Source organism: Enterobacter cloacae complex sp. ECL72, assembly GCF_019056635.1.
GTDB classification, from domain to species: Bacteria; Pseudomonadota; Gammaproteobacteria; order Enterobacterales; family Enterobacteriaceae; genus Enterobacter; species Enterobacter hormaechei_C.
In genome coordinates, this window is sequence record NZ_CP077659.1 from 4,231,310 (window position 1) to 4,256,192 (window position 24,883).

The window sequence follows — 24,883 nt, forward strand, 5'->3', positions numbered from 1 at the left end:
AAAGCGGGGTGCTTAAATATCGATATTCGCCGCCTTCAGGGCGTTCTCTTCGATGAAGGCGCGACGTGGTTCAACCGCATCGCCCATCAGGGTCGTGAACAGCTGATCCGCTGCGATTGCGTCTTTAACGGTGACGCGCAACATGCGACGGCTTTCCGGATCCATGGTGGTTTCCCACAGCTGATCCGGGTTCATTTCGCCCAGGCCTTTATAACGCTGAATAGAGAGACCACGACGGGACTCTTTTACCAGCCACTCCAGCGCCTGTTCGAAGCTGGCTACCGGCTGACGACGTTCGCCACGTTCGATAAACGCATCGTCTTCGATCAGACCGCGCAGCTTCTCGCCGAGGGTGCAGATACGGCGGTATTCCGGACCGGTCACAAATTCGTGCTCCAGCGGGTAGTCGGTATCGACGCCGTGGGTACGCACGCGAACGATCGGCTCGAACTGCTGCTCAGCGTTCTGCTGAACGTCGAACTTCCACTGGCTGCCATGCTGCTCTTTCTCGTTCAGCTCGCTCACCAGGGTGTTCACCCAGCGGGTGACGGTCTGCTCGTTGCTCAGATCGGCTTCGGTCAGGGTCGGCTGGTAAATCAGCTCTTTCAGCAGCGCTTTCGGATAGCGACGCTCCATACGGCCAATCATTTTCTGCGTGGCGTTGAACTCGGAGACCAGACGCTCCAGCGGCTCACCGGCCAGCGCTGGCGCGCTGGAATTTGCGTGCAGGGTCGCACCATCAAGGGCGATCGCGATTTGGTACTGATCCATCGCGTCGTCATCTTTAATGTACTGTTCCTGCTTGCCTTTCTTCACTTTGTACAGCGGCGGCTGGGCAATGTAGACGTGGCCGCGCTCAACGATTTCCGGCATCTGACGATAGAAGAAGGTCAACAGCAGCGTACGAATGTGCGAGCCGTCGACGTCCGCATCGGTCATGATGATGATGCTGTGATAGCGCAGTTTGTCCGGGTTGTACTCGTCGCGACCAATGCCGCAGCCGAGCGCGGTGATGAGCGTCGCCACTTCCTGAGAAGAGAGCATCTTGTCGAAGCGCGCTTTCTCAACGTTAAGGATTTTACCCTTCAGCGGCAGAATCGCCTGGTTCTTGCGGTTACGGCCCTGCTTCGCAGAACCGCCCGCGGAGTCCCCTTCCACAAGGTACAGTTCAGACAGCGCCGGGTCGCGTTCCTGACAGTCAGCCAGTTTGCCCGGCAGGCCTGCCAGGTCCAGCGCGCCTTTACGACGGGTCATTTCACGCGCTTTACGCGCCGCTTCACGGGCACGCGCCGCATCGATAATTTTACCCACCACGATTTTCGCGTCGGACGGGTTTTCCAGCAGGTATTCGCTCAGCAGTTCGTTCATCTGCTGTTCAACCGCCGATTTCACCTCAGAAGAGACCAGCTTGTCTTTGGTCTGTGAGGAGAACTTCGGATCCGGCACCTTCACGGAGACCACGGCAATCAGGCCTTCACGTGCATCGTCACCGGTGGCGCTGACTTTCGCTTTTTTGCTGTAGCCTTCTTTGTCCATGTAGGCGTTCAGGGTTCGGGTCATCGCCGCGCGGAAGCCCGCCAGGTGCGTACCGCCATCGCGTTGTGGAATGTTGTTGGTGAAGCAGTAGATGTTTTCCTGGAAACCGTCGTTCCACTGCAAGGCCACTTCCACGCCGATACCGTCTTTTTCAGTAGAGAAGTAGAAGATATTCGGGTGAATTGGCGTTTTGTTCTTGTTCAGATACTCAACGAACGCCTTGATACCACCTTCGTAATGGAAGTGGTCTTCTTTGTTGTCGCGTTTGTCGCGCAGACGAATCGACACGCCGGAGTTCAGGAACGACAGTTCGCGCAGGCGTTTCGCCAGAATGTCGTACTCAAACTCGGTAACGTTGGTGAAGGTTTCGAGGCTCGGCCAGAAACGCACCATGGTACCGGTTTTATCGGTATCACCCGTGACGGCCAGCGGCGCTTCAGGCACGCCGTGCTGGTAGATCTGACGGTGAATTTTGCCTTCGCGCTGGATAACCAGCTCCAGCTTCTGCGACAGGGCGTTTACTACGGATACGCCTACGCCGTGCAGACCGCCGGAAACTTTATAGGAGTTATCATCGAACTTCCCGCCTGCGTGCAGAACGGTCATGATGACTTCCGCAGCAGATACGCCCTCTTCCGGGTGAATACCGGTTGGGATACCACGACCGTCATCGGTAACGGACACGGAGTTGTCCGCATGGATCGTGACCACGATGTCTTTACAGTGACCCGCGAGCGCTTCGTCGATAGCGTTATCTACCACCTCGAATACCATGTGGTGCAGACCGGTGCCGTCATCCGTGTCGCCGATATACATACCCGGGCGCTTACGCACCGCATCCAGCCCTTTCAGGACTTTGATACTGGAGGAGTCATAAGAATTCGACATCAACGTTTCTCGCTCATTTCAACTTGGGTTAATCCGTTATTTTACCCTTTTCCACGGTAAACATCTTCGAATTTTCGTCCGACATGTCTATAACGTGTTCAGCGCTAATGGCGCTGACGAAAACCTGCGACTGCGTGGCTTTTAAGCGGCTGGCAAGCAGCCCGCGCCGCGCGTCGTCAAGTTCCGAGGCAAAATCATCTATCAGGTACAGGCAGCGTCGCCCGCTCTCTCGAGTGAGGAACTCCCCCTGCGCCAGGCGCAGCGCGCACATCAGGAGCTTCAGCTGCCCGCGCGACAGCGTGTCTTCCACCGGCGCACCGTCGGCACGAATGCGGAAATCCGCCTTGTGCGGGCCGTGCGCGGTGTAGGTCAACATGCGATCGCGCTCGAAGCTTCTCTCTAACACCTCGGCATAATCCGTCTCTTTTTCCCAGCCACGCTGAAAAGAGAAGGTGAGAGAGAACTCGGGTAAAAACTGTTTGCAGGTGTCGGCCATGTCTTCGGCGATACCTGCGCTGTATTCGGCACGCCAGCGGCTGATTTGTTCCGCAAGAGGGATGAGTTCCATGTCCCACGGACGCAGCTGAGCGTAGCGCGTGACCTGGCGCAATGCGGCGTTACGCTGTTTAAGCAGACGCTTCAGGTTGCTCCAGGCGTTAAAGAAACCGGCTTCATTGTGAAAGCATCCCCAGTCGAGGAACGCTCTTCTGTATTTGGGGCCGCCGTTGAGTAAAGTAAACCCCTCGGGCGTAATCAGCTGCATCGGCATCAGCAGCGCCAGCTCCGCCACTTTGTGGCCATCGGTGCCGTCGATGCGCACCTTGCTGTCGCCCTGCTTGTCTTTGGTCAGGCCGATGGCGGTTTCCCGCTCTGCTCCCTGCAAACGCCCGTGCAGAACAAAAGATTCCTGCTCGTGGCGAATCACGCGACCAATCTGCAAACTGCGAAACGCCCGGCCGTGGCCGAGCGTATAGATGGCTTCCAGCACGCTGGTTTTGCCGCTGCCGTTCGCGCCAACCAGGAAGTTAAAGCCAGGGGATAAAGCGAGATCCGCGCTTTCGATATTGCGAAAGTCGCGGATCAACAGACGGGTGAGCGACATTACAGTCTCATTGGCATGACAACATAAGCAGCCGACTGCGATGCGGCATCTTCAATCTGTACGCTCGAAACGGAGTCAGTCAGCAGGATGCGAACGTTCTCGCATTTCAGTGCATTCAGCACATCCAGCACATAGCTGACGTTGAAGCCGATTTCCATCTCAGCCCCGGCGTAGGTGACGTCCAGAATCTCTTCTGCCTCTTCCTGCTCCGGGTTGTTGGCGGTGATTTTGATCTGGTTTTCACTCACGTACAGACGTACGCCGCGGAATTTCTCGTTGGAGAGAATAGCGGCACGCGCGAACGCCTGCTTGAGGATGTCGCAACCCGCCTCCAGCGTTTTATCCGGGTTCTTCGGCAATACGCGGCGATAATCCGGGAAACGACCGTCTACCAGCTTCGATGTGAAGACAAAATCGCCCACGTGGGCACGAATATTGTTGCTGCCGATCTGCACGCGCAGCGGCGTTTCACCGCCGTCGAGCATACGCATCAGTTCAATTACGCCTTTACGCGGTACGATCACCGAATGGTTTGGCAGTGAATCGCCAATCGGCATGGAACAAACCGCCAGACGGTGACCGTCGGTAGCCACGGTACGCAGCTCTTCACCTTCGGTTTCGAACAGCATGCCGTTTAAGTAGTAACGAACGTCCTGATGCGCCATGGAGAACTGCGTGGCTTCAATCAGACGCTTCATCGTCGCCTGCGGCAGGGTAAATTCAACTTCGCTCTGCCAGTCATCCAGGTTCGGGAAATCCGCAGCGGGCAGCGTGGAGAGGGAGAAACGGCTGCGGCCAGAGCGCACCAGCATGCGGTCGCCCTCCAGCTGCACGGCGATTTCAGCGCCTTCCGGCAGCCCACGGCAAATATCAAAGAATTTACGTGCCGGAACCGTGGTCGCGCCCGCGTCGTGCGGCTGAGTCAGCGTAACGCGCGCGATCATTTCCATTTCCAGATCTGTGCCGGTCAGCGACAGCGTACCGTCCGCGACCTGAAGCAGCAGGTTTCCAAGAATAGGCAGCGTAGGGCGGCCGCCTAATGGGCCACTCACCTGTTGCAGCGGTTTTAATAAATGTTCACGTTCAACGGTAAATTTCATAGCGTCACGATGATAATGTTCTGATTAAATTGGAAAAATCTTCTTTTATGTCGTGGCTTTCTTCGCGTAACTGCTCGATCTTGCGACAGGCGTGCAGCACGGTCGTATGGTCACGGCCACCAAACGCATCACCGATTTCCGGCAGGCTGTGGTTGGTTAGCTCTTTTGCCAGCGCCATCGCCATCTGACGCGGACGCGCCACCGAGCGGGAACGACGTTTAGACAGTAAATCTGCCACTTTGATCTTGTAGTACTCAGCCACCGTCTTCTGAATATTGTCGATAGTGACCAGTTTTTCCTGCAAAGCCAATAAATCGCGCAGCGCTTCACGCACAAAATCGATGGTGATCGCCCGACCGGTGAAGTTGGCGTTGGCGATAACGCGGTTCAGCGCCCCTTCCAGCTCACGCACGTTGGAACGCAGGCGCTTGGCAATGAAGAACGCCACTTCACCCGGCAGGCGAATGTCGTTCTCGTCGGCTTTTTTCATCAGGATCGCGACGCGGGTTTCCAGCTCCGGCGGCTCGATAGCCACGGTCAGGCCCCAGCCGAAGCGGGATTTGAGACGATCTTCAACGCCGTTGATCTCTTTTGGATAACGATCCGAGGTCAGAATGATCTGCTGATTGCCTTCCAGCAGGGCGTTAAAGGTATGGAAAAACTCTTCCTGCGATCGTTCTTTATTGGCAAAGAACTGAATGTCATCGATCAGCAGCGCATCAACGGAACGGTAGTAGCGTTTAAACTCTTCGATCGCATTGTTTTGCAGGGCTTTTACCATGTCCTGAACGAAGCGTTCGGAGTGCATATACACCACTTTGGCATTGGGCTTACGCGCCATAATGCCGTTGCCCACCGCATGCAGCAGGTGCGTTTTACCGAGACCCGTGCCGCCATACAGGAACAGCGGGTTGTAAGCGCCACCGGGGTTATCGGCAACCTGACGAGCCGCCGCACGTGCCAGCTGGTTCGACTTACCTTCAACGAAGTTATCGAACGTGTGTTTCACGTTAACGTTAGAGCGGTAGGTAGGCTCAGCGGGGGCCGGAACGTTATCCCAGCCCTGACGAACCGGTGCAACGCGAGGCGCTGGAGCGGGCGCCGCCTGTGCAGGGGCTGCCACATTGACAACTTCACGAACGGTTTGGGTGACCGGCTTTGTGCCCACTTCAAAACGCAGCTGTGGGGCATCTGACCCGCAGAAATCGTTCAGCAGTCCATTGATGTTATTAAGGTATTTATCTCTTACCCAATCGAGCACGAAACGGTTTGGCGCATACAAAGCCAGCGTGTTATCGCTCAGTTCCGCCTGCAACGGGCGGATCCACATACTGAATTCTGTGGCTGGTAACTCATCCTGCAATCGGGCAAGACACTGCTGCCAAAGCGAAAGTGACACGGCGGACTCCACTCGAACAATAAAAGAAAACTATTGAATATTCATGATTGTTGGCGCACATCGACATGACCCCATCAGGGTGATGTGCGAACCGCTATCTGCGGTTATACACGCTATCGTTGATACAACCTGAACGATGTTGTGTTTATGCCCGACCAGGATCGCTGGATCCCGATCGGGACCGCGGATCATAGCCTAAACTGAGCCAGAGATCTTCTGTTTCTCACAGATTCTTCCCGATTTATCCACAGGAAGATCCGGAATCGGGTAAGTGTAAACGATCCTGACGCGAGTGCCTCGCGATTTAGGCCGCATATTGGAAAATTTAATGAGCACAGACAATTTTTGGCTTAAATGATCTAACGAAGATCCGGGACGATCCTTGCGCTTTATCGTTGAGCCCGTATAATCCTCGACCCGGCGCGTGATGCTCATCTTCCTGCGTCGTCCGCTGCTCATTTTCCACGCGAAAACGTGCGGAAATACACAGGGATTTAAGGAAAGAGAATTGACTCCGGAGTGTACAATTATTACAATCCGGCCTCTTTAATCACCCACGGCTTCGGCGTCCGTCATTCGAAACTCGGTCGGGCATCCGCAAAAGTCATGAATTTTTTCAAGTTTAGGTAGAAATCGCCATGAAACGCACTTTTCAACCGTCTGTACTGAAGCGCAACCGTTCTCACGGCTTCCGTGCTCGTATGGCTACTAAAAATGGTCGTCAGGTTCTGGCACGTCGTCGTGCTAAAGGCCGCGCTCGTCTGACCGTTTCCAAGTAATAAAGCTAACCCCTGAGTGGTTAAGCTCGCATTTCCCAGGGAGTTACGTTTGTTAACTCCCACTCATTTCACTTTCGTCTTCCAGCAGCCATTACGGGCTGGCACGCCGCAAATCACCATCCTCGGCCGCCAAAATTCGCTGGGGCATCCCCGCATCGGTCTCACAGTCGCCAAGAAAAACGTTAAGCGTGCGCATGAACGCAACCGGATTAAACGTCTGACGCGTGAAAGCTTCCGTTTACGTCAGCACGAACTGCCTTCAATGGATTTCGTGGTGGTGGCTAAAAAAGGGGTTGCCGACCTCGATAACCGTGCTCTCTCGGAAGCGTTGGAAAAATTATGGCGCCGCCACTGTCGCCTGGCTCGCGGGTCCTGATAGCCCTCATTCGGGTCTATCAACGCCTGATTAGTCCGCTACTCGGGCCACACTGCCGTTTCACGCCAACATGCTCAAGCTACGGAATTGAGGCATTGCGCAGGTTTGGAGTGATAAAAGGCAGTTGGTTGACGGTGAAACGCGTATTAAAATGCCACCCTTTACACCCAGGTGGAGACGACCCCGTCCCTCCAGGACCTTTTGATACCAGAGAACACTAACGATGGATTCGCAACGCAATCTTCTTATCATCGCTTTGTTGTTCGTGTCTTTCATGATCTGGCAGGCATGGGAGCAGGATAAAAATCCTCAACCCCAGCAGCAGACCACGCAGACCACGACCACCGCAGCGGGTAGCGCCGCCGACCAGGGCGTACCGGCCAGTGGCCAGGGGAAACAGATTACGGTTAAGACCGATGTGCTTGAGCTGACTATCAACACCCGTGGTGGTGATGTTGAGCAGGCGCTGCTGTTGACCTACCCGAAAGAGCTGAAGTCTACCGAACCGTTCCAGTTACTGGAAACCACGCCTGAATTTATCTACCAGGCGCAGAGCGGCCTGACCGGTCGTGATGGCCCGGATAACCCGGCTAACGGTGCGCGTCCACTGTATAACGTCGAGAATGACACGTTTGTGCTGGCTGATGGTCAGAACGAACTGGTTATCCCGATGACCTACACCGACGCGGCAGGCAACACCTTCACCAAAACCTTCACCCTGAAACGCGGTGAGTATGCGGTGAACGTGGGCTACAGCGTACAGAACGCCGGTGCGAAACCACTGGAAATCTCTACCTTTGGTCAGTTGAAGCAGTCCATCAATCTGCCGTCTCACCGTGACACCGGAAGCAGCAACTTTGCGCTGCATACCTTCCGTGGCGCGGCTTACTCCACGCCAGATACCAAGTACGAGAAATACAAATTCGACACCATTGCCGATAACGAAAACCTGAACGTCAGCTCTAAAGGCGGTTGGGTCGCAATGCTGCAACAGTATTTCGCGACGGCGTGGGTACCGAATAACGACGGTACGAACAACTTCTACACCGCGAACCTCGGCAACGGTATTGCAGCCATCGGCTACAAATCTCAGCCGGTTCTGGTGCAGCCGGGTCAAACCGGTAAACTGGCAAGCACCCTGTGGGTCGGCCCGGAAATCCAGGACAAAATGGCTGCCGTTGCGCCGCACCTGGATCTGACCGTCGATTACGGTTGGTTGTGGTTCATCTCTCAGCCGCTGTTTAAGCTGCTGAAGTTCATCCACAGCTTCCTGGGTAACTGGGGCTTCTCCATCATCGTTATCACCTTTATCGTTCGTGGCATCATGTATCCGCTGACTAAAGCGCAGTACACCTCCATGGCGAAGATGCGTATGCTACAGCCGAAGATTCAGGCTATGCGTGAGCGTCTGGGCGATGACAAACAGCGTCAGAGCCAGGAGATGATGGCCCTGTATAAAGCAGAGAAAGTGAACCCACTGGGTGGTTGCTTCCCGCTGCTGATTCAGATGCCAATCTTCCTTGCGCTGTACTACATGCTGATGGGTTCCGTTGAGCTGCGCCACGCGCCGTTCGCTCTGTGGATCCATGACCTGTCCGCACAGGACCCGTACTACATCCTGCCGATCCTGATGGGCGTGACGATGTTCTTCATCCAGAAGATGTCTCCGACCACCGTGACCGACCCGATGCAGCAGAAGATCATGACCTTTATGCCGGTCATCTTCACCGTGTTCTTCCTGTGGTTCCCGTCAGGTCTGGTGCTGTACTATATCGTCAGCAACCTGGTGACCATCATCCAGCAGCAGCTGATTTACCGTGGTCTGGAAAAACGTGGCCTGCATAGCCGCGAAAAGAAAAAGTCCTGATTCGGTAACTTAACGCTAAAATAAGGGCGGTCGATTGACCGCCTTTTTTATTTGTATTGAACGAGAGCAACCATGAGCCATAACGACACTATCGTCGCCCAGGCAACCCCACCGGGACGCGGTGGTGTAGGCATTCTGCGCATCTCCGGCCTGAAGGCGCGTGAGGTGGCCGAAGCGGTGCTGGGTAAACTGCCAAAGCCGCGCTACGCTGATTATCTGCCGTTTAAGGATGCCGACGGCACACCGCTGGACCAGGGCATCGCGCTGTGGTTCCCCGGCCCAAACTCCTTTACCGGCGAAGATGTGCTGGAGCTTCAGGGTCACGGCGGCCCGGTGATCCTCGACCTGCTGTTAAAACGTATTCTGACCCTGCCTGGCCTGCGCATTGCAAAGCCGGGTGAGTTCTCCGAGCGTGCTTTCCTCAACGATAAGCTCGACCTGGCGCAGGCCGAGGCGATTGCCGACCTGATCGACGCCAGTTCCGAACAGGCAGCCCGCTCCGCGCTGAACTCGTTGCAGGGGGCATTTTCCGCACGCGTGAATCACCTTGTGGAAGCACTTACTCACCTGCGAATCTATGTCGAAGCGGCTATCGACTTCCCGGACGAGGAGATCGACTTCCTCTCAGACGGTAAAATTGAAGCTCAGCTCAACCAGGTGATGAACGATCTCGATGCCGTTCGCGCCGAAGCGCGCCAGGGCAGCCTGCTGCGTGAAGGAATGAAGGTGGTGATTGCTGGTCGCCCCAATGCCGGAAAATCGAGCCTGCTGAACGCCCTGGCGGGCCGTGAAGCGGCGATCGTGACCGACATAGCCGGCACCACCCGCGATGTCCTGCGCGAGCATATCCATATCGACGGCATGCCGCTGCACATCATCGACACCGCTGGCCTGCGCGATGCGAGCGATGAAGTCGAGCGTATCGGTATCGAACGCGCCTGGCAGGAGATCGAGCAGGCCGACCGCGTGCTGTTTATGGTGGACGGCACCACAACCGACGCCGTTGACCCGGCTGAAATCTGGCCAGACTTTATCGCCCGTCTCCCGGCTAAACTGCCGATCACCGTGGTGCGCAACAAGGCCGACGTTACCGGCGAAACGCTGGGCATCAGCGATGTGAATGGTCACTCACTTATTCGCCTGTCGGCCCGTACCGGTGAAGGCGTGGAAGCCCTGCGTAGCCATCTCAAACAGAGCATGGGCTTCGACACCAGTATGGAGGGCGGCTTCCTGGCACGTCGTCGTCACTTGCAGGCGCTGGAAGAGGCGGCTCGCCACCTTGAGCAGGGTAAAGCCCAGCTGATCGGCGCGTGGGCCGGTGAACTGCTGGCGGAAGAGCTGCGTCTGGCGCAGCAGAACCTGAGTGAGATCACCGGGGAGTTTACGTCGGACGATCTGCTGGGACGGATTTTCTCGAGCTTCTGCATTGGTAAGTAATTCCCGTTAATACAGGGTGATTTCCTCCAGGGAAATCACCATTGTCCAAATGGCAACTCGCTTAATCCCTCCACGCCCCCTATCCTGCTTGCCTGCATCTATGGGGGATTTATGGCTCGTTTTCTGTTCTGTAGTTTTGCGCTGGTTCTGCTGTATCCGTCCGGCATTGATATGTATCTGGTGGGGCTACCGCATATTGCCCGCGATCTGGGCGCCAGCGAGGCGCAACTGCACATCGCGTTTTCGGCCTACCTCGCGGGAATGGCGTCGTCGATGGTATTTGCCGGGAAAATCGCGGATAAAGCAGGCCGTCAGCCCGTCGCCATTACGGGTGCAGTTATCTTTGCGCTGGCATCAGTACTGTCTTCAGTAGCTCAGGAAAGCACAATGTTCCTGTCAGGCCGTTTTATCCAGGGCATTGGCGCGGGTGGCTGTTACGTGGTGGCGTTTGCTATTCTTCGCGATACCTTAAGCGCCCAGCGCCGCGCTAAAGTGCTGTCGATGCTGAACGGCATTACCTGCATCATCCCGGTGCTGGCACCGGTTGTTGGCTACCTGATTATGCTTAAATTTCCGTGGCAGAGTCTTTTCTGGACCATGGCCGCAATGGGCGCCATCGTCTTTATCCTGTCCGTGACGGTGCTGAAAGAGACCCATCCCGGTTCGCAACAGCCATATCACACCGCAACCCTCCATCCGGCTGAAAAGCTGATGAATCGCTTTTTCCTGAGTCGGCTGGCAATCACCACGCTTAGCGTGGCGGTGATCCTCACCTATGTAAACGTTTCCCCGGTGTTACTGATGGAGACGATGGGCTTCGATCGCGGTGAGTATTCGACGGTGATGGCGCTAACCGCGATGGTGAGCATGGCGGTGTCATTCTCCACGCCCTTTGCGCTCAACATCTTCCGCCAGCGCACGCTGATGCTCACATCACAGACGCTGTTCCTCGCCGCAGGCGTGATCCTGGCGACCGCCACCTCACACGCTGTAATGCTGGTGGGCATTACTCTGATCTGCGCCGGATTCTCCGTCGGCTTTGGTGTGGCGATGAGTCAGGCGCTTGGCCCGTTTTCGCTGCGGGCTGGCGTGGCAAGCTCGGTGCTGGGCATTGCGCAGGTCTGCGGTTCGTCACTGTGGATTTGGCTGGCGGCGGTGATCGGCCTTAACGCGCTGAATATGCTGATCGGGGTTCTGATTGGCTGTAGCATACTCTGCATTACCTTACTTATGGTCATCCAGCCCGCGGCGCACTATGAAGAAGCCCATCAGCAGTCTCGATCTTAATCTTTTACTTTGCCTGCAACTTTTGTTGCAGGAGCGCAGCGTCACCAAAGCCGCGAAGCGGATGAACGTGACGCCGTCCGCGGTGAGTAAATCGCTGGCGAAGCTGCGCGACTGGTTCGACGATCCGCTGTTTGTGAAAACGCCTTTAGGGCTATTGCCCACACCGCTGACGGTGAGTCTGGAACAGGATTTGGCCGACTGGATGCAGATTGGCAACCAGATCCTCGATAAATTCCACCATAGCTCTCCTGGCGGGCTTAAGTTTGTGCTCGCCGCCGAAACACCGCTGATGCTGATCCGCTTTAATACCCTGCTGGAGCAGGTGAATGAACGCTACCCACAGGCGACGGTGAAGCTGCGCCAATGGGATTACGATTCGCTGGACGCCATTACGCGCGGAGAAGTGGATCTGGGCTTCACCGGGCGTGAAACGCACCCTCGCTCGCGCGAACTGCTAAAGCTGATGCCGTGGTTTATCGACTACGAAATCCTGTTCAGTGACCGTCCGTGTGTGTATTTGCGCGAGGATCATCCCGCGCTCCATGAAGCGTGGGATCTGGAGACGTTTCTGCGCTACCCGCATATCAGCATCTTCTGGGAACGCAGCGACACCTGGGCGCTCGACGAGGTGCTAAGAGAGATGGGTCGGGAGCGTAGCATCGCCATGAGTTTGCCCGGTTTTGAACAGTCGATGTTTATGGCGGCCCAGCCGGATCACAACTACATTGCCACTGCGCCGCACTACTGCCATCACTACAATCAACTCCACCAGCGTAATCTGGTCTGTCTGCCCATTCCCATCGATGAGGCGCAGGCAGAAAAGCTCACCGTCCCCTTCACGCTGATCTGGCATAAACGGAACAGCCATAATCCGAAAATCCTCTGGCTGCGCGAGACGATCAAAGCGCTGTATACCGCACCAGGTCAGGTTTTTGCCTAAGATAATGTAAAGTTCGGTGCTCAGGCTTCTCTTATTTCCATTAACTGATTAAAACAGAAGCTGAGTTAAGCGATAATCATGTAACCGTTTAACCGACTACGACCATTATCAAGGAGCGAAAAATGGCTACGCACTTTGCACGAGGAACATTAACGGAAGGGCATCTCGTATCGGCCAGACTTTCTTCAGCCTGTCACAGTGAGGCGCTCAAACTACCTGAACACCGCAGGACGCGGTTTTTAGCTTCCAGAGCGCTCCTCGCAGAACTGCTTTTTATGCTCTACGGCACCAGCGAATTACCGGACATACTCACCCAGCCAGAAGGTCGCCCGGTTTTTGCGGACCCGGCACTCCCCCATTTTTCCATTGCGTACACCGGCAACATTGTTGGCGTCGCGCTGACGACGGAAGGTGATTGCGGCCTGGATATGGAGCTACAACGCGTCACGCGCAGCTTCCATGGTGCTAATGCGCTCGATGAATACCCGCTCTCCAGCAATGAGAAGCTGTGGATACGTAACCAGAACGATCCCGTTGAAGCCAGAGCGCAGCTCATCACCCTTCGCCAGAGCATCCGCAAACTGAGCGGCGCGGCGTCAGACGACGCCAGCCTGTTGCAGCTGCTCCCCGGCTCCGGACGCCTGCGCGCGACAAAAGCCTCGCTGGTAGAGGCGCTCTGCGACGCTGAGGACGTACTGATCTGGTCCGTTGCGGTGACCCCCGCCATCGAACGGCTGAAAATCTGGGAGTTTGACAGCACTCGCGGTTGGCGTAGTCTTCCGGATGTACCTGAGCGCGCCAACGAGCCCGCCGCGCGCCTGATGCGATTAACCAGTTTACCGGCAGAAAAAGCATACACCCATAGCTGATCCGTCCAGGATCATCATGATGAAACAGGAGTAATCATGTCTGATACGTTGAAAGTTGTTACGTTACTGGGAAGCCTGCGCAAAGGTTCTTTTAACGGGATGGTTGCCCGTACGCTGCCGCAGCTGGCGCCTGCGGGAATGGAGATCAGTGCCCTGCCGTCCATTGGCGACATCCCGCTTTATGATGCTGACGTTCAGCAGGAAGAAGGGTTCCCGCAGAGTGTGGAAGCGATAGCCGAGCAAATCCGTCAGGCTGACGGCGTGGTGATTGTGACGCCTGAGTATAACTACTCGGTGCCGGGTGGTCTGAAGAACGCCATTGACTGGCTGTCCCGTTTACCGGAGCAGCCGCTGTCTGGTAAACCTGTGCTGATCCAGACCAGCTCAATGGGCGCCATCGGCGGCGCGCGCTGCCAGTATCACCTGCGTCAGATCCTGGTGTTCCTGGATGCGATGGTGATGAACAAGCCGGAATTTATGGGCGGCGTGATTCAGAACAAGGTCGACCCGCAGACGGGTGAAGTGGTGGATCAGAGTACGCGTGACCATCTCTCTGGCCAGCTGACCGCGTTTGGGGATTATATTAAGCGGGTGAAGGCCTGATAAAAAAGCCCGGTGGCGCTAGCGCTTACCGGGCCTACACTCGTCAGTAGGTCAGGTAAGCGAAGCGCCACCTGACACCACAAACCGCACCTCAGTGCGCGTCAATAAACACAATCTTCAGCACAAACAGCAGCGCCACAACGATCACGCACGGGCTGAGCTCGCGGAAGCGGCCGGTACCGACCTTCATCACGCAGTAAGAGATAAAGCCCAGCGCGATACCTTCGGTAATCGAGAAGCTGAACGGCATCATGACTGCGGTAATAAACGCCGGAACGGCTTCCGTCAAATCTTCCCACTTCACGCGCGCCAGGCTGGACGTCATCAGAACGCCTACGTAGATCAGCGCGCCTGCGGCCGCATACGGTGGGACCATCCCCGCCAGCGGAGACAGGAAAATCACCAGCAGGAACAGAAGGCCCACTACTACCGCCGTCAGGCCGGTACGACCGCCAACGGAGACGCCCGAAGAGGACTCAATGTAAGCGGTCACAGAGGAGGTCCCGATGAAAGAACCGGCAACGGAGGAGACGCTATCCACAAACAGCGCCTGCTTCATGCGCGGGAATTTACCTTTCTCATCCGCCAGACCGGCTTTATCGGTCACGCCGATCAGCGTACCGGAGGAGTCAAACAGGTTCACCAGCATGAAGGAGAAAATCACGCCCGCCAGACCGAGGTTAAACGACCCAGCCAGATCCACGTGACCAATAACGGTAGAGACGCTCGGTGGCGCTGAGACGATACCGTGGAACTGTACATCGCCCAGCATCCAGCCCAGCAGCGTGGTGACCACGATGGACACCAGCACCGCCGCGTGAATATTGCGGGACGCGAGGATGGCGATTATAAAGAAGCCCAGCACGCCCAGCAGCACGCTGTGAGAGGTCAGGTTGCCGATGCTCACCAGCGTTTCCGGGTTCGCCACGATCACACCGGCGTTTTTCAGACCCATCATGCCGATGAACAGGCCGATACCGCTGGTGATGCCCACGCGCAGGCTCACCGGGATATTGGCAATCATCCAGTAGCGCACGCGGAAGATGGTCAGCAGCAGCAGGCCAACAGCGCCCCAGAAGATAGCGCCCATGCCAACCTGCCACGGCAGGCCCATCGCCTGAACGACCACGAACGCGAAGAAGGCATTCAGACCCATTGCCGGGGCGAGCGCCACAGGCAGGTTAGCGAACACGCCCATCAGAATGCTGCCAAGCGCAGCAATCAGGCAGGTAGTCACAAAGACGGCGCTGGTATCCATGCCAGCAACGCCCAGAATTTGCGGGTTAACAAAAACGATATACACCATCGTCAGGAAGGTGGTGAAACCGGCGATCACTTCGGTGCGTGCCGTTGTGCCGTGCTCGCGCAGTTTGAACACGCGCTCAAGCAGACCCTGACCAGATGTCTGGGTAGTGTGTTGTTGACTCATCATCAATTTCCGAACAAGGAGGGAAAATTCGTCGCTATCCTATACCAAAATGCGACAATAGTGGCGGTTATGAGATACTTTTTTCATTGATTTTGCTTATACGGCAACGATTGCGTCTCGTTAAACTGCCGTACGAAAACGTTAAACTTGTTAAAAGGGAAAGGCATGTCCGGAATTGAAGCGGTATTTTTCGACTGTGACGGTACGCTGGTCGACAGTGAGGTCATTTGTTCCCGCGCGTATGTCGCCATGTTCCAGGAATTTGGTATTACGCTCGATCTCGAAGAGGTGTTTAAACGCTTTAAGGGCGTGAAGCTGTACGAGATCATCGACATCATTAACGAAGAGCACGGGGTGGATCTGGTGAAAGCGGATCTGGAACCGGTGTACCGCGCCGAGGTCGCACGCCTCTTCGACGCCGAGCTGGAAGTTATCGCCGGCGCTAACGCGCTGCTGGATGCGATGACGGTGCCGATCTGCGTAGTCTCTAACGGCCCGGTCAGCAAAATGCAGCACTCGCTCGGCAAGCTGGAGATGTTGCACCACTTCCCGGAAAAACTGTTCAGCGGCTACGATATCCAGCGCTGGAAGCCCGATCCGGCGCTGATGTTCCACGCGGCGAAGGCGATGAACGTCAACGTGGAGAACTGCATTCTGGTGGATGACTCATCTGCCGGCGCGCAGTCAGGGATTGATGCGGGGATGGAGGTGTTTTACTTCTGCGCCGATCCGCACAACAAGCCGATCGACCATCCAAAAGTGACAACCTTTACCGATCTGGCGCAACTGCCAGCGTTGTGGAAGGCGCGCGGGTGGGATATTACGCGTTGAATTAACGTAGGGCGGGTAAGCGTTAGCGCCACCCGCCACACATATCACTCTTTCGGATCTTTACCCGCCAGCAGCTTGTCCAGCTCGTCGCCGCCCACGTGTCGGAAATCCTGCCCCTTCACGAAATAGAAAATGTATTCACAAATGTTCTGGCAACGGTCACCGATACGCTCGATGGAGCGCGCGCAGAACAGCGCGGTCAGTACGCTTGGAATGGTACGTGAATCTTCCATCATGTAGGTCATCAGCTGACGCACAATGCCTTCGTATTCCTGGTCAACTTTCTTGTCTTCACGGTAGATACGGACCGCTTCGTCCAGATCCATGCGCGCGAAAGCGTCCAGCACGTCGTGCAGCATCTGCACGGTGTGGCGACCGAGAGACTCCAGGCTCACCAGCAGCGGCTGGTGCTGCTGGGAGAATTTCTCCAGCGCGGTACGGCAGATTTTATCCGCCACGTCACCGATACGCTCCAGCTCGGCGATGGTTTTGATGATCGCCATCACCAGACGCAGGTCGCTCGCCGTCGGCTGACGCTTCGCAATGATGCGCACGCAGGCTTCGTCGATGGCGACTTCCATCATATTGACGTTGTGGTCGCCTTCAATAACGCGCTTAGCCAGCTCGCTGTCCTGGTTGTGCATCGCCGTGATCGCGTCAGAAAGCTGCTGCTCGACCATGCCGCCCATGGTCATCACCTGGGTGCGAATGCTTTCCAGTTCTGCGTTAAACTGGCCGGAAATGTGTTTATTAAGATTGAGGTTGTCCATGGTTTCTCCACATGCACTAAGGCAAATCAACCGTAGCGGCCAGTAATATAATCTTCGGTTTGTTTCTTCGCCGGACGAGTGAACAGCGCGTCCGTATCGCTGAACTCAATCAACTCGCCCAGGTACATAAACGCCGTGTGGTCAGAACAACGTGCAGCCTGCTGCATGTTGTGGGTCACGATCACCACGGTGTAATCCTGCTTCAGCTCGGTGATCAGCTCTTCGATACGCCCGGTTGAGATCGGGTCCAGGGCTGAGCACGGCTCATCCAGCAGCAAGACTTCCGGGCGAATGGCGATACCGCGCGCAATGCACAGACGCTGCTGCTGACCACCGGAGAGAGAGTACCCACTCTGGTGAAGTTTATCTTTGGTTTCGTTCCATAATGCGGCCTTGGTCAATGCCCACTGCACGCGCTCGTCCATATCCGCACGGGAGAGCTTCTCAAACAGACGCACACCAAAGGCGATGTTGTCATAGATCGACATCGGGAACGGCGTGGGTTTCTGGAATACCATCCCCACTTTCGCACGCAGCAGGGCGATATCCTGGGTATTGGTCAGGATGTTGTCACCGTCCAGCAGAATTTCACCTTCTGCGCGCTGCTCCGGATAGAGCGAATACATTTTGTTAAAGGTGCGCAGCAGCGTGGATTTGCCACAGCCGGACGGACCGATGAATGCCGTTACCTGGTTCTTTGCGATATCCAGGTTGATATTCTTCAGGGCATGGAATTTGCCGTAGTAGAAGTTCAAATCACGAACCTGAATCTTACCCGGGGCAGTATCAACCATACTCATTGACTCATTTCCTCATTCGGCGCCGCGATGTGCCGCGCCGTAAAAATTTAACCGTGTTTCTTCTTCGCGAAAATGACGCGCGCCAGAATGTTCAGCAACAGTACGCAAAGGGTGATGATCAGCACCCCGGCCCAGGCCAGCTGCTGCCATTCCGCGAATGGGCTCATCGCAAATTTAAAGATCGTCACCGGCAGGTTGGCGATCGGCTGCATCATGTCCGTGCTCCAGAACTGATTGGAGAGGGCGGTAAACAGCAGCGGTGCGGTTTCACCGGCGATACGGGCGATAGCCAGCAGGATACCGGTCATGATCCCCGAGACGGACGCTTTCAGGGTGATCGCCGAAATCATCTTCCATTTAGGCGTACCCAGCGCGTAAGCCGCTTCACGCAGGCTGTCCGGCACCAGTTTCAGCATGTTTTCAGTGGTACGAATAACGATAGGCACCTGCAACAGCGCCAGCGCAATCACACCCGCCCAGCCGGAGAAGTGTTCCATTTGCGCCACCACGATGGTGTAAACAAACAGACCCACGACAATCGACGGGGCAGAAAGCAGAATGTCGTTAATGAAGCGGATGACTTCAGCGATCCAGGACTTGCGGCCATATTCCGCCAGATAGATACCCGCCATGATGCCCAACGGCGTACCGAAAACGGTCGCCCACAGGATCAGCAGGCCGCTGCCCGCCAGGGCGTTTGCCAGACCGCCACCCGCCGTGTTCGGCGGCGGCGTCATCTCGGTGAACAGCGCCAGGGACATTCCATCAATACCCCGGGTGATGGTGGACATCAGGATCCAGATCAGCCAGAACAGGCCGAACGCCATCGTTGCCATGGAAAGCGTCAACGCAATGCGGTTTTTAATCCGGCGCTTTGACTGCATTTTGCGACGGGATTCCGCAAGCTGAGCGGTGTTTTGCATGTCGAGAGTTGCCATTAGCGTGCCCCCTCGTTTTTAGCCAGACGCATAATCATCAGCTTGGAGATAGCCAGCACAATAAAGGTGATAACAAACAGGATCAGACCCAGTTCCATCAGCGCGGCGACGTGCAGCCCGGATTCCGCTTCGGCAAATTCGTTCGCCAGCGCAGAGGTAATACTGTTCCCCGGCATATAAAGCGAGGCGCTGTCGAGCTGGTAGGTGTTGCCGATGATAAAGGTGACCGCCATGGTTTCACCCAGCGCGCGGCCTAAGCCCAGCATAATGCCGCCAATCACCCCGTTTTTGGTGAACGGAAGGACGATGCGCCAGATAACTTCCCAGGTGGTGCAGCCGATACCGTAGGCGGACTCTTTCATCATCACCGGGGTTTGTTCGAAGACATCGCGCATGACCGCCGCAATGTACGGAATAATCATTATGGCGAGGATCACACCTGCCGCCAGAATGCCAATACCGAATGCCGGGCCGGAGAACAGCGCCCCCACAAACGGAATGGCAGAGAGAACGTTACCGACCGGCTCCTGGAAGTACGTTGCAAACAGCGGCGCGAAGATAAACAGGCCCCACATGCCGTAAACGATACTTGGGATGGCCGCCAGCAGTTCAATGGCGATACCCAGCGGACGTCGCAGCCAGCCTGGCGCCAGTTCCGTCAGGAACAGGGCAATACCAAAGCTCACCGGAACCGCAATCAGCAGGGCGATAAAAGAGGTCACCAGCGTGCCGTAAATCGGCACCAGCGCACCGTAAATATCGTTCGGCGCATCCCACTCTTTGGTCCACAGGAAGGCGAAACCAAATTTTTGAATGCTCGGCCAGGAGGAGAAAATCAGGGACACGATAATGCCGCCCAGCAGCAATAGCACAATCAGCGCAGCCAGTTTCACCAGCGCGCTGAAAATCATGTCACCTTTTTTACCCGGAGGGTTAAATGCAGGCTTGGTTGCAGCCATAAATTACTCTTCTGTTTGAGACGTTTTTACGAATATGCCCGGTGGCGCTGACGCTTACCGGGCCTACAGGATGAACCGTAGGGCGGGATCGCTGCGCGCCACCCGCCATCTTCGTTAAATATATCCTGTTAGTACAGTGCTTTACCGCTGCTGTCTTTCACGTTGGTTTTCCATGCAGCACGGATCTGCTCAACCACGCTGTCTGGCAGGCTGGCGTAATCCAGATCGTTAGCCTGTTTGCCGCCATTTTTGTATGCCCAGTCGAAGAACTTCAGCACTTCAGCACCCTGCTCAGGCTTCTTCTGCTCTTTGTGGACCAGAATGAAGGTGGTAGACGTGATAGGCCATGCATCGTCGCCTTTCTGGTTGGTCAGGTCCTGCGCGAAGGATTTGCTCCAGTCAGCGCCTTTCGCGGCGTTGGCGAAGTTCTCTTCGGTCGGGCTAACCGGTTTGCCGTCGGCAGAAACCAGTTTGGTGTAAGCCAGGTTGTTCTGCTTAGCGTAGGCATACTCTACGTAGCCGATAGAGCCAGGCAGACGCTGTACGAAGGCTGCGATACCGTCGTTGCCTTTACCGCCCAGACCGGTTGGCCAGTTAACGGTAGAGCCGGAACCGACTTTAGATTTCCACTCTTCGTTCACTTTCGCCAGGTAGCTGGTGAACACGAAAGAGGTACCAGAGCCGTCAGCACGACGAACCACCGCGATATTCTGCGAAGGCAGCTTAACGCCCGGGTTCAGCTTAGTGATGGCTTCGTCATCCCATTTTTTGATTTTGCCCAGGTAGATGTCACCCAGGGTTTTGCCGTCCAGCACCAGCTCGCCTGATTTCAGGCCAGGGATGTTAACAGCCAGCACAACGCCGCCGATTACGGTCGGGAACTGGAACAGGCCTTCCTGATTCAGTTTCTCATCAGACAGCGGAGCATCTGACGCGCCGAAATCAACGGTATTCGCGGTAATTTGTTTTACGCCACCGGAGGAGCCGATACCCTGATAGTTGACCTTGTTGCCGGTCTCTTTCTGGTAGGTATCCGCCCATTTGGCATACACCGGCGCAGGGAAGGTTGCACCAGCGCCAGTCAGGCTTGCTGCTGCAAAGGCAGAGAAAGCGCTCATTGATAAGGTCGCGGCGACAACAGTTGCGACAGTGGTACGCATAACTTTCATAATGTCTCCTGCAAGGATTTCGTAAATCATTGTTTAAGTGGCTACGATGAGCAAAATAGGACAAACAGGTGACAGATAAATGTACGAAATATGACAGTTTTATGACAAAGAAAGTTTCACTTAAAGAAAACCAAAAAGATCTTTAATTCTCATCCACTTAAATGGGAACGTGACGGCAGGATTTCAGTAATATTTTCTTTATGTGACACTGAAAAAATAGCTGAAAATGACAGGTTGTCATAAAAAAAACTCCACCCGAAGGTGGAGTCTGAAGGAGTTATTCTACGGTAACAGACTTCGCCAGATTTCGCGGCTGATCAACGTCGGTGCCTTTGATCAGCGCGACGTGATAAGCCAGCAGTTGCAGCGGAACGGTATAGAAGATCGGCGCAATCACCTCTTCCACATGCGGCATCTCGATGATGTGCATGTTGTCGCTGCTGGCGAAACCGGCATCTTTATCCGCAAAGACGTACAGAACACCACCACGGGCGCGCACTTCTTCGATGTTAGATTTCAGTTTTTCCAGCAGTTCGTTGTTCGGTGCCACCACGATAACCGGCATATCCGCGTCGATCAGCGCCAGCGGGCCATGTTTCAGTTCACCTGCCGCGTAAGCTTCAGCGTGAATGTAAGAGATCTCTTTCAGCTTCAGTGCGCCTTCCAGCGCAATCGGATACTGATCGCCACGCCCCAGGAACAGGGAGTGATGTTTGTCAGAGAAATCTTCCGCCAGCGCCTCAATGCGTTTGTCCTGAGACAGCATTTGCTCGATACGGCTCGGCAGCGCCTGAAGGCCATGCACAATGTCGTGTTCAACGGAGGCATCCAGACCTTTCAGACGCGCCAGTTTCGCCACCAGCATCAGCAGAACGGTTAACTGAGTGGTAAACGCCTTGGTGGAAGCCACGCCAATTTCAGTACCGGCTTTGGTCATCAGCGCCAGATCGGATTCACGTACCAGCGAAGAGCCCGGCACGTTACAGATGGCCAGCGAGCCCAGGTAACCCAACTCTTTAGACAGACGCAGCGCCGCCAGGGTATCAGCCGTTTCGCCAGACTGAGAAAGGGTGATCATCAGGCTGTTACGACGCACCGCAGATTTGCGGTAGCGGAACTCAGACGCGATTTCCACATCACACGGCACGCCCGCCAGGGATTCAAACCAGTAGCGCGAGACCATACCGGAGTTATAAGAGGTACCGCAGGCCACGATCTGAATGTGCTCGACTTTGCCCAGCAGTTCGTTGGCATTGGCGCCCAGCTCGCTCAGATCCACTTCGCCGTGGCTGATGCGCCCGGTCAGGGTGTTTTTAATGGCGTTTGGCTGTTCGTAGATCTCTTTCTGCATGTAGTGACGGTAAGCACCTTTGTCGCCCGCGTCGTATTGCAGGTTTGATTCGATCTCCTGACGCTTAACCTGCTCGCCTTTCGTGTCGAATACGGTCACGCTGCGACGTGTCACCTCGGCAATGTCTCCCTCTTCCAGGAAGATAAAGCGACGGGTAACCGGCAGCAGCGCCAGCTGGTCGGAAGCGATAAAGTTTTCACCCATGCCCAGACCAATCACCATCGGACTACCGGAACGCGCGGCCAGCAGCGTGGACGGGTCGCGGGAATCCATGATCACCGTACCGTAAGCACCACGCAGCTGAGGGATAGCGCGCAGCACCGCATCACGCAGTGTACCGCCCTTTGCCAGCTCCCAGTGCACCAGGTGAGCAATCACTTCGGTGTCGGTTTCAGAGACGAAGGTATAGCCGCGCGCTTTCAGTTCTTCACGCAGCGGTTCGTGGTTTTCGATAATGCCGTTATGCACCACCACAATGTGTTCAGACACATGCGGGTGTGCGTTGCCTTCAGATGGCTCACCGTGGGTCGCCCAGCGGGTATGTGCAATACCGGTGCCACCGTGCAGCGGATGTTCTTCCGCAGCCTGGGCCAGCATCTGCACTTTACCGAGACGACGCAGACGGGTCATATGACCTTCTGCATCGACCACAGCCAGACCGGCTGAGTCGTAACCACGGTATTCCAGACGACGTAAACCTTCGAGAAGGATTTCAGCAATATCACGCTGCGCAACTGCGCCAACAATTCCACACATAGTTAGATTTCCTGATTATGGCGTTATGCCATGCGTTGTCGCTGACCTGTATTTGCCCTTTCCGGGCGCCCCGAGCCTTGTAGAGAGTGGGGTTATTTTTATGGGTACTGCTTGTGGGGGGAGATATATATTTATCTCCTCTCCCGGGTTTGCCTGATGTCGGCTACGCCTTATCAGGCCTACTCAATCGTAGGGCGGGTTAGCATAGCGCCACCCGCCTTGTTGTTACTTCTTCTTCACCGGGCGTTTCCAGCCCTGCTTGCTGACCTGCGGCACACGGCTTAACACCAGCTCGTTCTCGGCCACATCGCGCGTAACGGTTGTCCCGGCGGCAATGGTCACGCCTTTGCCCACGGTGACGGGCGCCACCAGCTGGGTATCGGAGCCTACAAACACATCATCACCGATGATGGTTTTAAACTTATTGGCACCGTCATAGTTACAGGTGATGGTTCCAGCACCGATGTTTACGTTGTCGCCAATTTCCGCATCGCCCAGATAGGTCAGATGACCGGCTTTCGAGCCCTTACCCAGACGCGCTTTTTTCATTTCCACAAAGTTACCTACGTGAGCGCCTTCCAGCAGCTCAGCGCCCGGGCGCAGACGCGCAAACGGGCCGATGGTACATGCCGCCTCAAGATGGGCATCTTCCACCACGCTGTACGGGCTGATTTCGCAGTCGTCACCGATCACGCTGTTTTTAATCACGCAGCCAGTGCCGATTTTGACGCGGTTGCCCAACGTGACGTTACCTTCCAGGATAACGTTAGTATCTATTTCAACGTCGCGCCCGTGGGTCAGCGTGCCACGCAGATCGAAACGCGCCGGATCGCGCAGCATAACGCCCGCGAGCAACAGCTTTTCTGCCTGCTCGGACTGGTAAATACGCTCCAGGCGAGAAAGCTGGAGACGGTTGTTTACCCCGTCCGTTTCGCTGATGCGAGCCGGGTGAACGGCGGCAATTTCACGCCCTTCGTGGTACGCCATCGCAATAATATCGGTGATGTAGTATTCACCCTGCGCGTTGTTATTGTTGAGTCTGGACAGCCAGCGCTTCATATCCGCACCGTTCGCAATCAGGATGCCGGTGTTGATCTCCTGAATCTGGCGCTGTTCGTCAGTGGCATCTTTATGCTCAACAATCCCGGTTACCTTGCCGTTTTCACGCGTAATGCGGCCATAGCCGGTTGGATCGTCCAGCACGACGGTCAACAAACCGATGCCGCCCTGCGGTTTGGCTTCACGCAGGCGAGTGAGGGTTTCAACGGAGATCAGCGGGACGTCGCCGTAGAGCATCAGGATATCTTCATCATCAGCGAAGAAGGGTGCAGCCTGCTGCATCGCATGGCCTGTACCCAACTGTTCTGCCTGTAGCACCCAGTTGAGATTGTCATCACGCAGCGTTTTTTTCAGCAGGTCGCCGCCATGTCCATAAACCAGATGCACCTGGCTGGCGCCTAATTCATTCGCTGCATCAATAACATGCTGAACCATTGGCTTTCCTGCCAGCGTGTGGAGCACCTTAGGCAGATCGGAATACATGCGGGTACCTTTGCCTGCGGCAAGGATCACCACGCTCATCGCACTGTTTAACATACGCATCCTGACGGTAGTTTGTGTGAGAAGTAAAAACGTTTGATGCTTAAAATTCTACATCTTTTTCATCATGAATTAAGGCCGAAAAAAAAAGCCAGTCT

22 protein-coding genes are annotated in these 24,883 nt (G+C 55.5%); 10 read left to right on the forward strand and 12 right to left on the reverse strand.

Annotated features, from left to right (window positions below; all coding sequences use genetic code 11):
* Positions 1 to 12: 12 nt before the first annotated feature.
* Genes gyrB through dnaA form a run of 4 tightly spaced genes read right to left on the reverse strand, consistent with a single transcriptional unit; the run spans position 13 to position 6,025 of the window.
* Positions 13 to 2,424 (reverse strand): DNA topoisomerase (ATP-hydrolyzing) subunit B, encoded by a 2,412-nt coding sequence (gene gyrB / locus KTH07_RS20455; RefSeq protein ID WP_032620515.1) that lies wholly within the window; start codon positions 2,422 to 2,424, stop codon positions 13 to 15.
* Between the two features lie 28 nt (positions 2,425 to 2,452).
* On the reverse strand, positions 2,453 to 3,526 hold the full coding sequence (gene recF / locus KTH07_RS20460; RefSeq protein ID WP_000060091.1) for a DNA replication/repair protein RecF: 1,074 nt from the start codon (positions 3,524 to 3,526) through the stop codon (positions 2,453 to 2,455).
* Positions 3,526 to 4,626 carry a DNA polymerase III subunit beta gene (dnaN, locus tag KTH07_RS20465; RefSeq protein ID WP_015570134.1) on the reverse strand — a complete coding sequence of 367 codons (1,101 nt, stop codon included), beginning with the start codon at positions 4,624 to 4,626 and terminating at the stop codon, positions 3,526 to 3,528. Before dnaN ends, recF begins: the two co-directional genes overlap by 1 nt.
* Positions 4,627 to 4,630: 4 nt before the next feature.
* Entirely contained in the window at positions 4,631 to 6,025 is a 1,395-nt protein-coding gene (gene dnaA, locus KTH07_RS20470; protein WP_017383700.1) for a chromosomal replication initiator protein DnaA, read from the reverse strand.
* 638 nt (positions 6,026 to 6,663) lie between these two features.
* Between dnaA and rpmH the strand changes: the two genes are divergently transcribed.
* The 9 genes from rpmH to KTH07_RS20515 all read left to right on the forward strand — a co-directional run bounded on the left by rpmH (position 6,664) and on the right by KTH07_RS20515 (position 14,183).
* Entirely contained in the window at positions 6,664 to 6,804 is a 141-nt protein-coding gene (gene rpmH, locus KTH07_RS20475; protein WP_000831330.1) for a 50S ribosomal protein L34, read from the forward strand.
* Between the two features lie 16 nt (positions 6,805 to 6,820).
* Entirely contained in the window at positions 6,821 to 7,180 is a 360-nt protein-coding gene (gene rnpA, locus KTH07_RS20480; protein WP_006808764.1) for a ribonuclease P protein component, read from the forward strand.
* Complete coding sequence (gene yidD, locus KTH07_RS20485; RefSeq protein WP_001307474.1) at positions 7,144 to 7,401, forward strand: membrane protein insertion efficiency factor YidD; 258 nt, start codon at positions 7,144 to 7,146, stop codon at positions 7,399 to 7,401. Before rnpA ends, yidD begins: the two co-directional genes overlap by 37 nt.
* 2 nt (positions 7,402 to 7,403) lie before the next feature.
* The gene (gene yidC / locus KTH07_RS20490; protein WP_003861138.1) at positions 7,404 to 9,047 is read left to right on the forward strand and encodes a membrane protein insertase YidC; all 1,644 of its coding nucleotides are present in this window, start codon (positions 7,404 to 7,406) and stop codon (positions 9,045 to 9,047) included.
* A gap of 72 nt (positions 9,048 to 9,119) precedes the next feature.
* Positions 9,120 to 10,484, forward strand: coding sequence for a tRNA uridine-5-carboxymethylaminomethyl(34) synthesis GTPase MnmE (mnmE, locus tag KTH07_RS20495; RefSeq protein ID WP_015570136.1), 1,365 nt, complete (start codon positions 9,120 to 9,122; stop codon positions 10,482 to 10,484).
* A gap of 111 nt (positions 10,485 to 10,595) precedes the next feature.
* Entirely contained in the window at positions 10,596 to 11,771 is a 1,176-nt protein-coding gene (locus KTH07_RS20500; RefSeq protein WP_023302811.1) for an MFS transporter, read from the forward strand.
* Positions 11,740 to 12,711, forward strand: a complete 972-nt coding sequence (yidZ, locus tag KTH07_RS20505) for an HTH-type transcriptional regulator YidZ (protein ID WP_032620511.1) — start codon at positions 11,740 to 11,742, stop codon at positions 12,709 to 12,711. The genes KTH07_RS20500 and yidZ overlap by 32 nt, the downstream gene beginning before the upstream one ends.
* Before the next feature lie 122 nt (positions 12,712 to 12,833).
* Positions 12,834 to 13,580 (forward strand): 4'-phosphopantetheinyl transferase superfamily protein, encoded by a 747-nt coding sequence (locus KTH07_RS20510; RefSeq protein ID WP_017694032.1) that lies wholly within the window; start codon positions 12,834 to 12,836, stop codon positions 13,578 to 13,580.
* Between the two features lie 36 nt (positions 13,581 to 13,616).
* A complete protein-coding gene (locus KTH07_RS20515) occupies positions 13,617 to 14,183 on the forward strand; it encodes an NADPH-dependent FMN reductase (protein ID WP_003861147.1) in 567 nt (188 codons plus the stop codon).
* Positions 14,184 to 14,274: 91 nt separating this feature from the next.
* Here the strand turns inward: KTH07_RS20515 and adeP are convergent, their stop codons facing one another.
* Positions 14,275 to 15,612 (reverse strand): adenine permease AdeP, encoded by a 1,338-nt coding sequence (gene adeP, locus KTH07_RS20520; RefSeq protein ID WP_139152767.1) that lies wholly within the window; start codon positions 15,610 to 15,612, stop codon positions 14,275 to 14,277.
* A 165-nt stretch (positions 15,613 to 15,777) separates the two neighbouring features.
* Here adeP and yieH point away from each other — a divergent pair, with 165 nt between their 5' ends.
* Entirely contained in the window at positions 15,778 to 16,443 is a 666-nt protein-coding gene (yieH, locus tag KTH07_RS20525; RefSeq protein ID WP_017383705.1) for a 6-phosphogluconate phosphatase, read from the forward strand.
* Positions 16,444 to 16,487: 44 nt separating this feature from the next.
* On the opposite strand, the gene phoU is transcribed toward yieH, so the two are convergent.
* The 7 genes from phoU to glmU all read right to left on the reverse strand — a co-directional run bounded on the left by phoU (position 16,488) and on the right by glmU (position 24,782).
* Positions 16,488 to 17,213, reverse strand: coding sequence for a phosphate signaling complex protein PhoU (gene phoU, locus KTH07_RS20530; protein WP_003861153.1), 726 nt, complete (start codon positions 17,211 to 17,213; stop codon positions 16,488 to 16,490).
* A 26-nt stretch (positions 17,214 to 17,239) separates the two neighbouring features.
* On the reverse strand, positions 17,240 to 18,013 hold the full coding sequence (gene pstB, locus KTH07_RS20535; RefSeq protein WP_003861154.1) for a phosphate ABC transporter ATP-binding protein PstB: 774 nt from the start codon (positions 18,011 to 18,013) through the stop codon (positions 17,240 to 17,242).
* A gap of 47 nt (positions 18,014 to 18,060) precedes the next feature.
* Positions 18,061 to 18,951, reverse strand: a complete 891-nt coding sequence (pstA, locus tag KTH07_RS20540) for a phosphate ABC transporter permease PstA (protein WP_003861156.1) — start codon at positions 18,949 to 18,951, stop codon at positions 18,061 to 18,063.
* The gene (gene pstC / locus KTH07_RS20545) at positions 18,951 to 19,910 is read right to left on the reverse strand and encodes a phosphate ABC transporter permease PstC (protein ID WP_015570141.1); all 960 of its coding nucleotides are present in this window, start codon (positions 19,908 to 19,910) and stop codon (positions 18,951 to 18,953) included. Before pstC ends, pstA begins: the two co-directional genes overlap by 1 nt.
* 128 nt (positions 19,911 to 20,038) lie before the next feature.
* A complete protein-coding gene (gene pstS, locus KTH07_RS20550) occupies positions 20,039 to 21,079 on the reverse strand; it encodes a phosphate ABC transporter substrate-binding protein PstS (protein ID WP_017383706.1) in 1,041 nt (346 codons plus the stop codon).
* Positions 21,080 to 21,356: 277 nt separating this feature from the next.
* Positions 21,357 to 23,186: a glutamine--fructose-6-phosphate transaminase (isomerizing) gene (glmS, locus tag KTH07_RS20555; RefSeq protein ID WP_015570148.1), complete on the reverse strand. Its 1,830-nt coding sequence runs from the start codon at positions 23,184 to 23,186 to the stop codon at positions 21,357 to 21,359.
* Positions 23,187 to 23,411: 225 nt separating this feature from the next.
* Positions 23,412 to 24,782, reverse strand: a complete 1,371-nt coding sequence (gene glmU, locus KTH07_RS20560) for a bifunctional UDP-N-acetylglucosamine diphosphorylase/glucosamine-1-phosphate N-acetyltransferase GlmU (protein WP_023302808.1) — start codon at positions 24,780 to 24,782, stop codon at positions 23,412 to 23,414.
* Between the last annotated feature and the right edge of the window lie 101 nt (positions 24,783 to 24,883).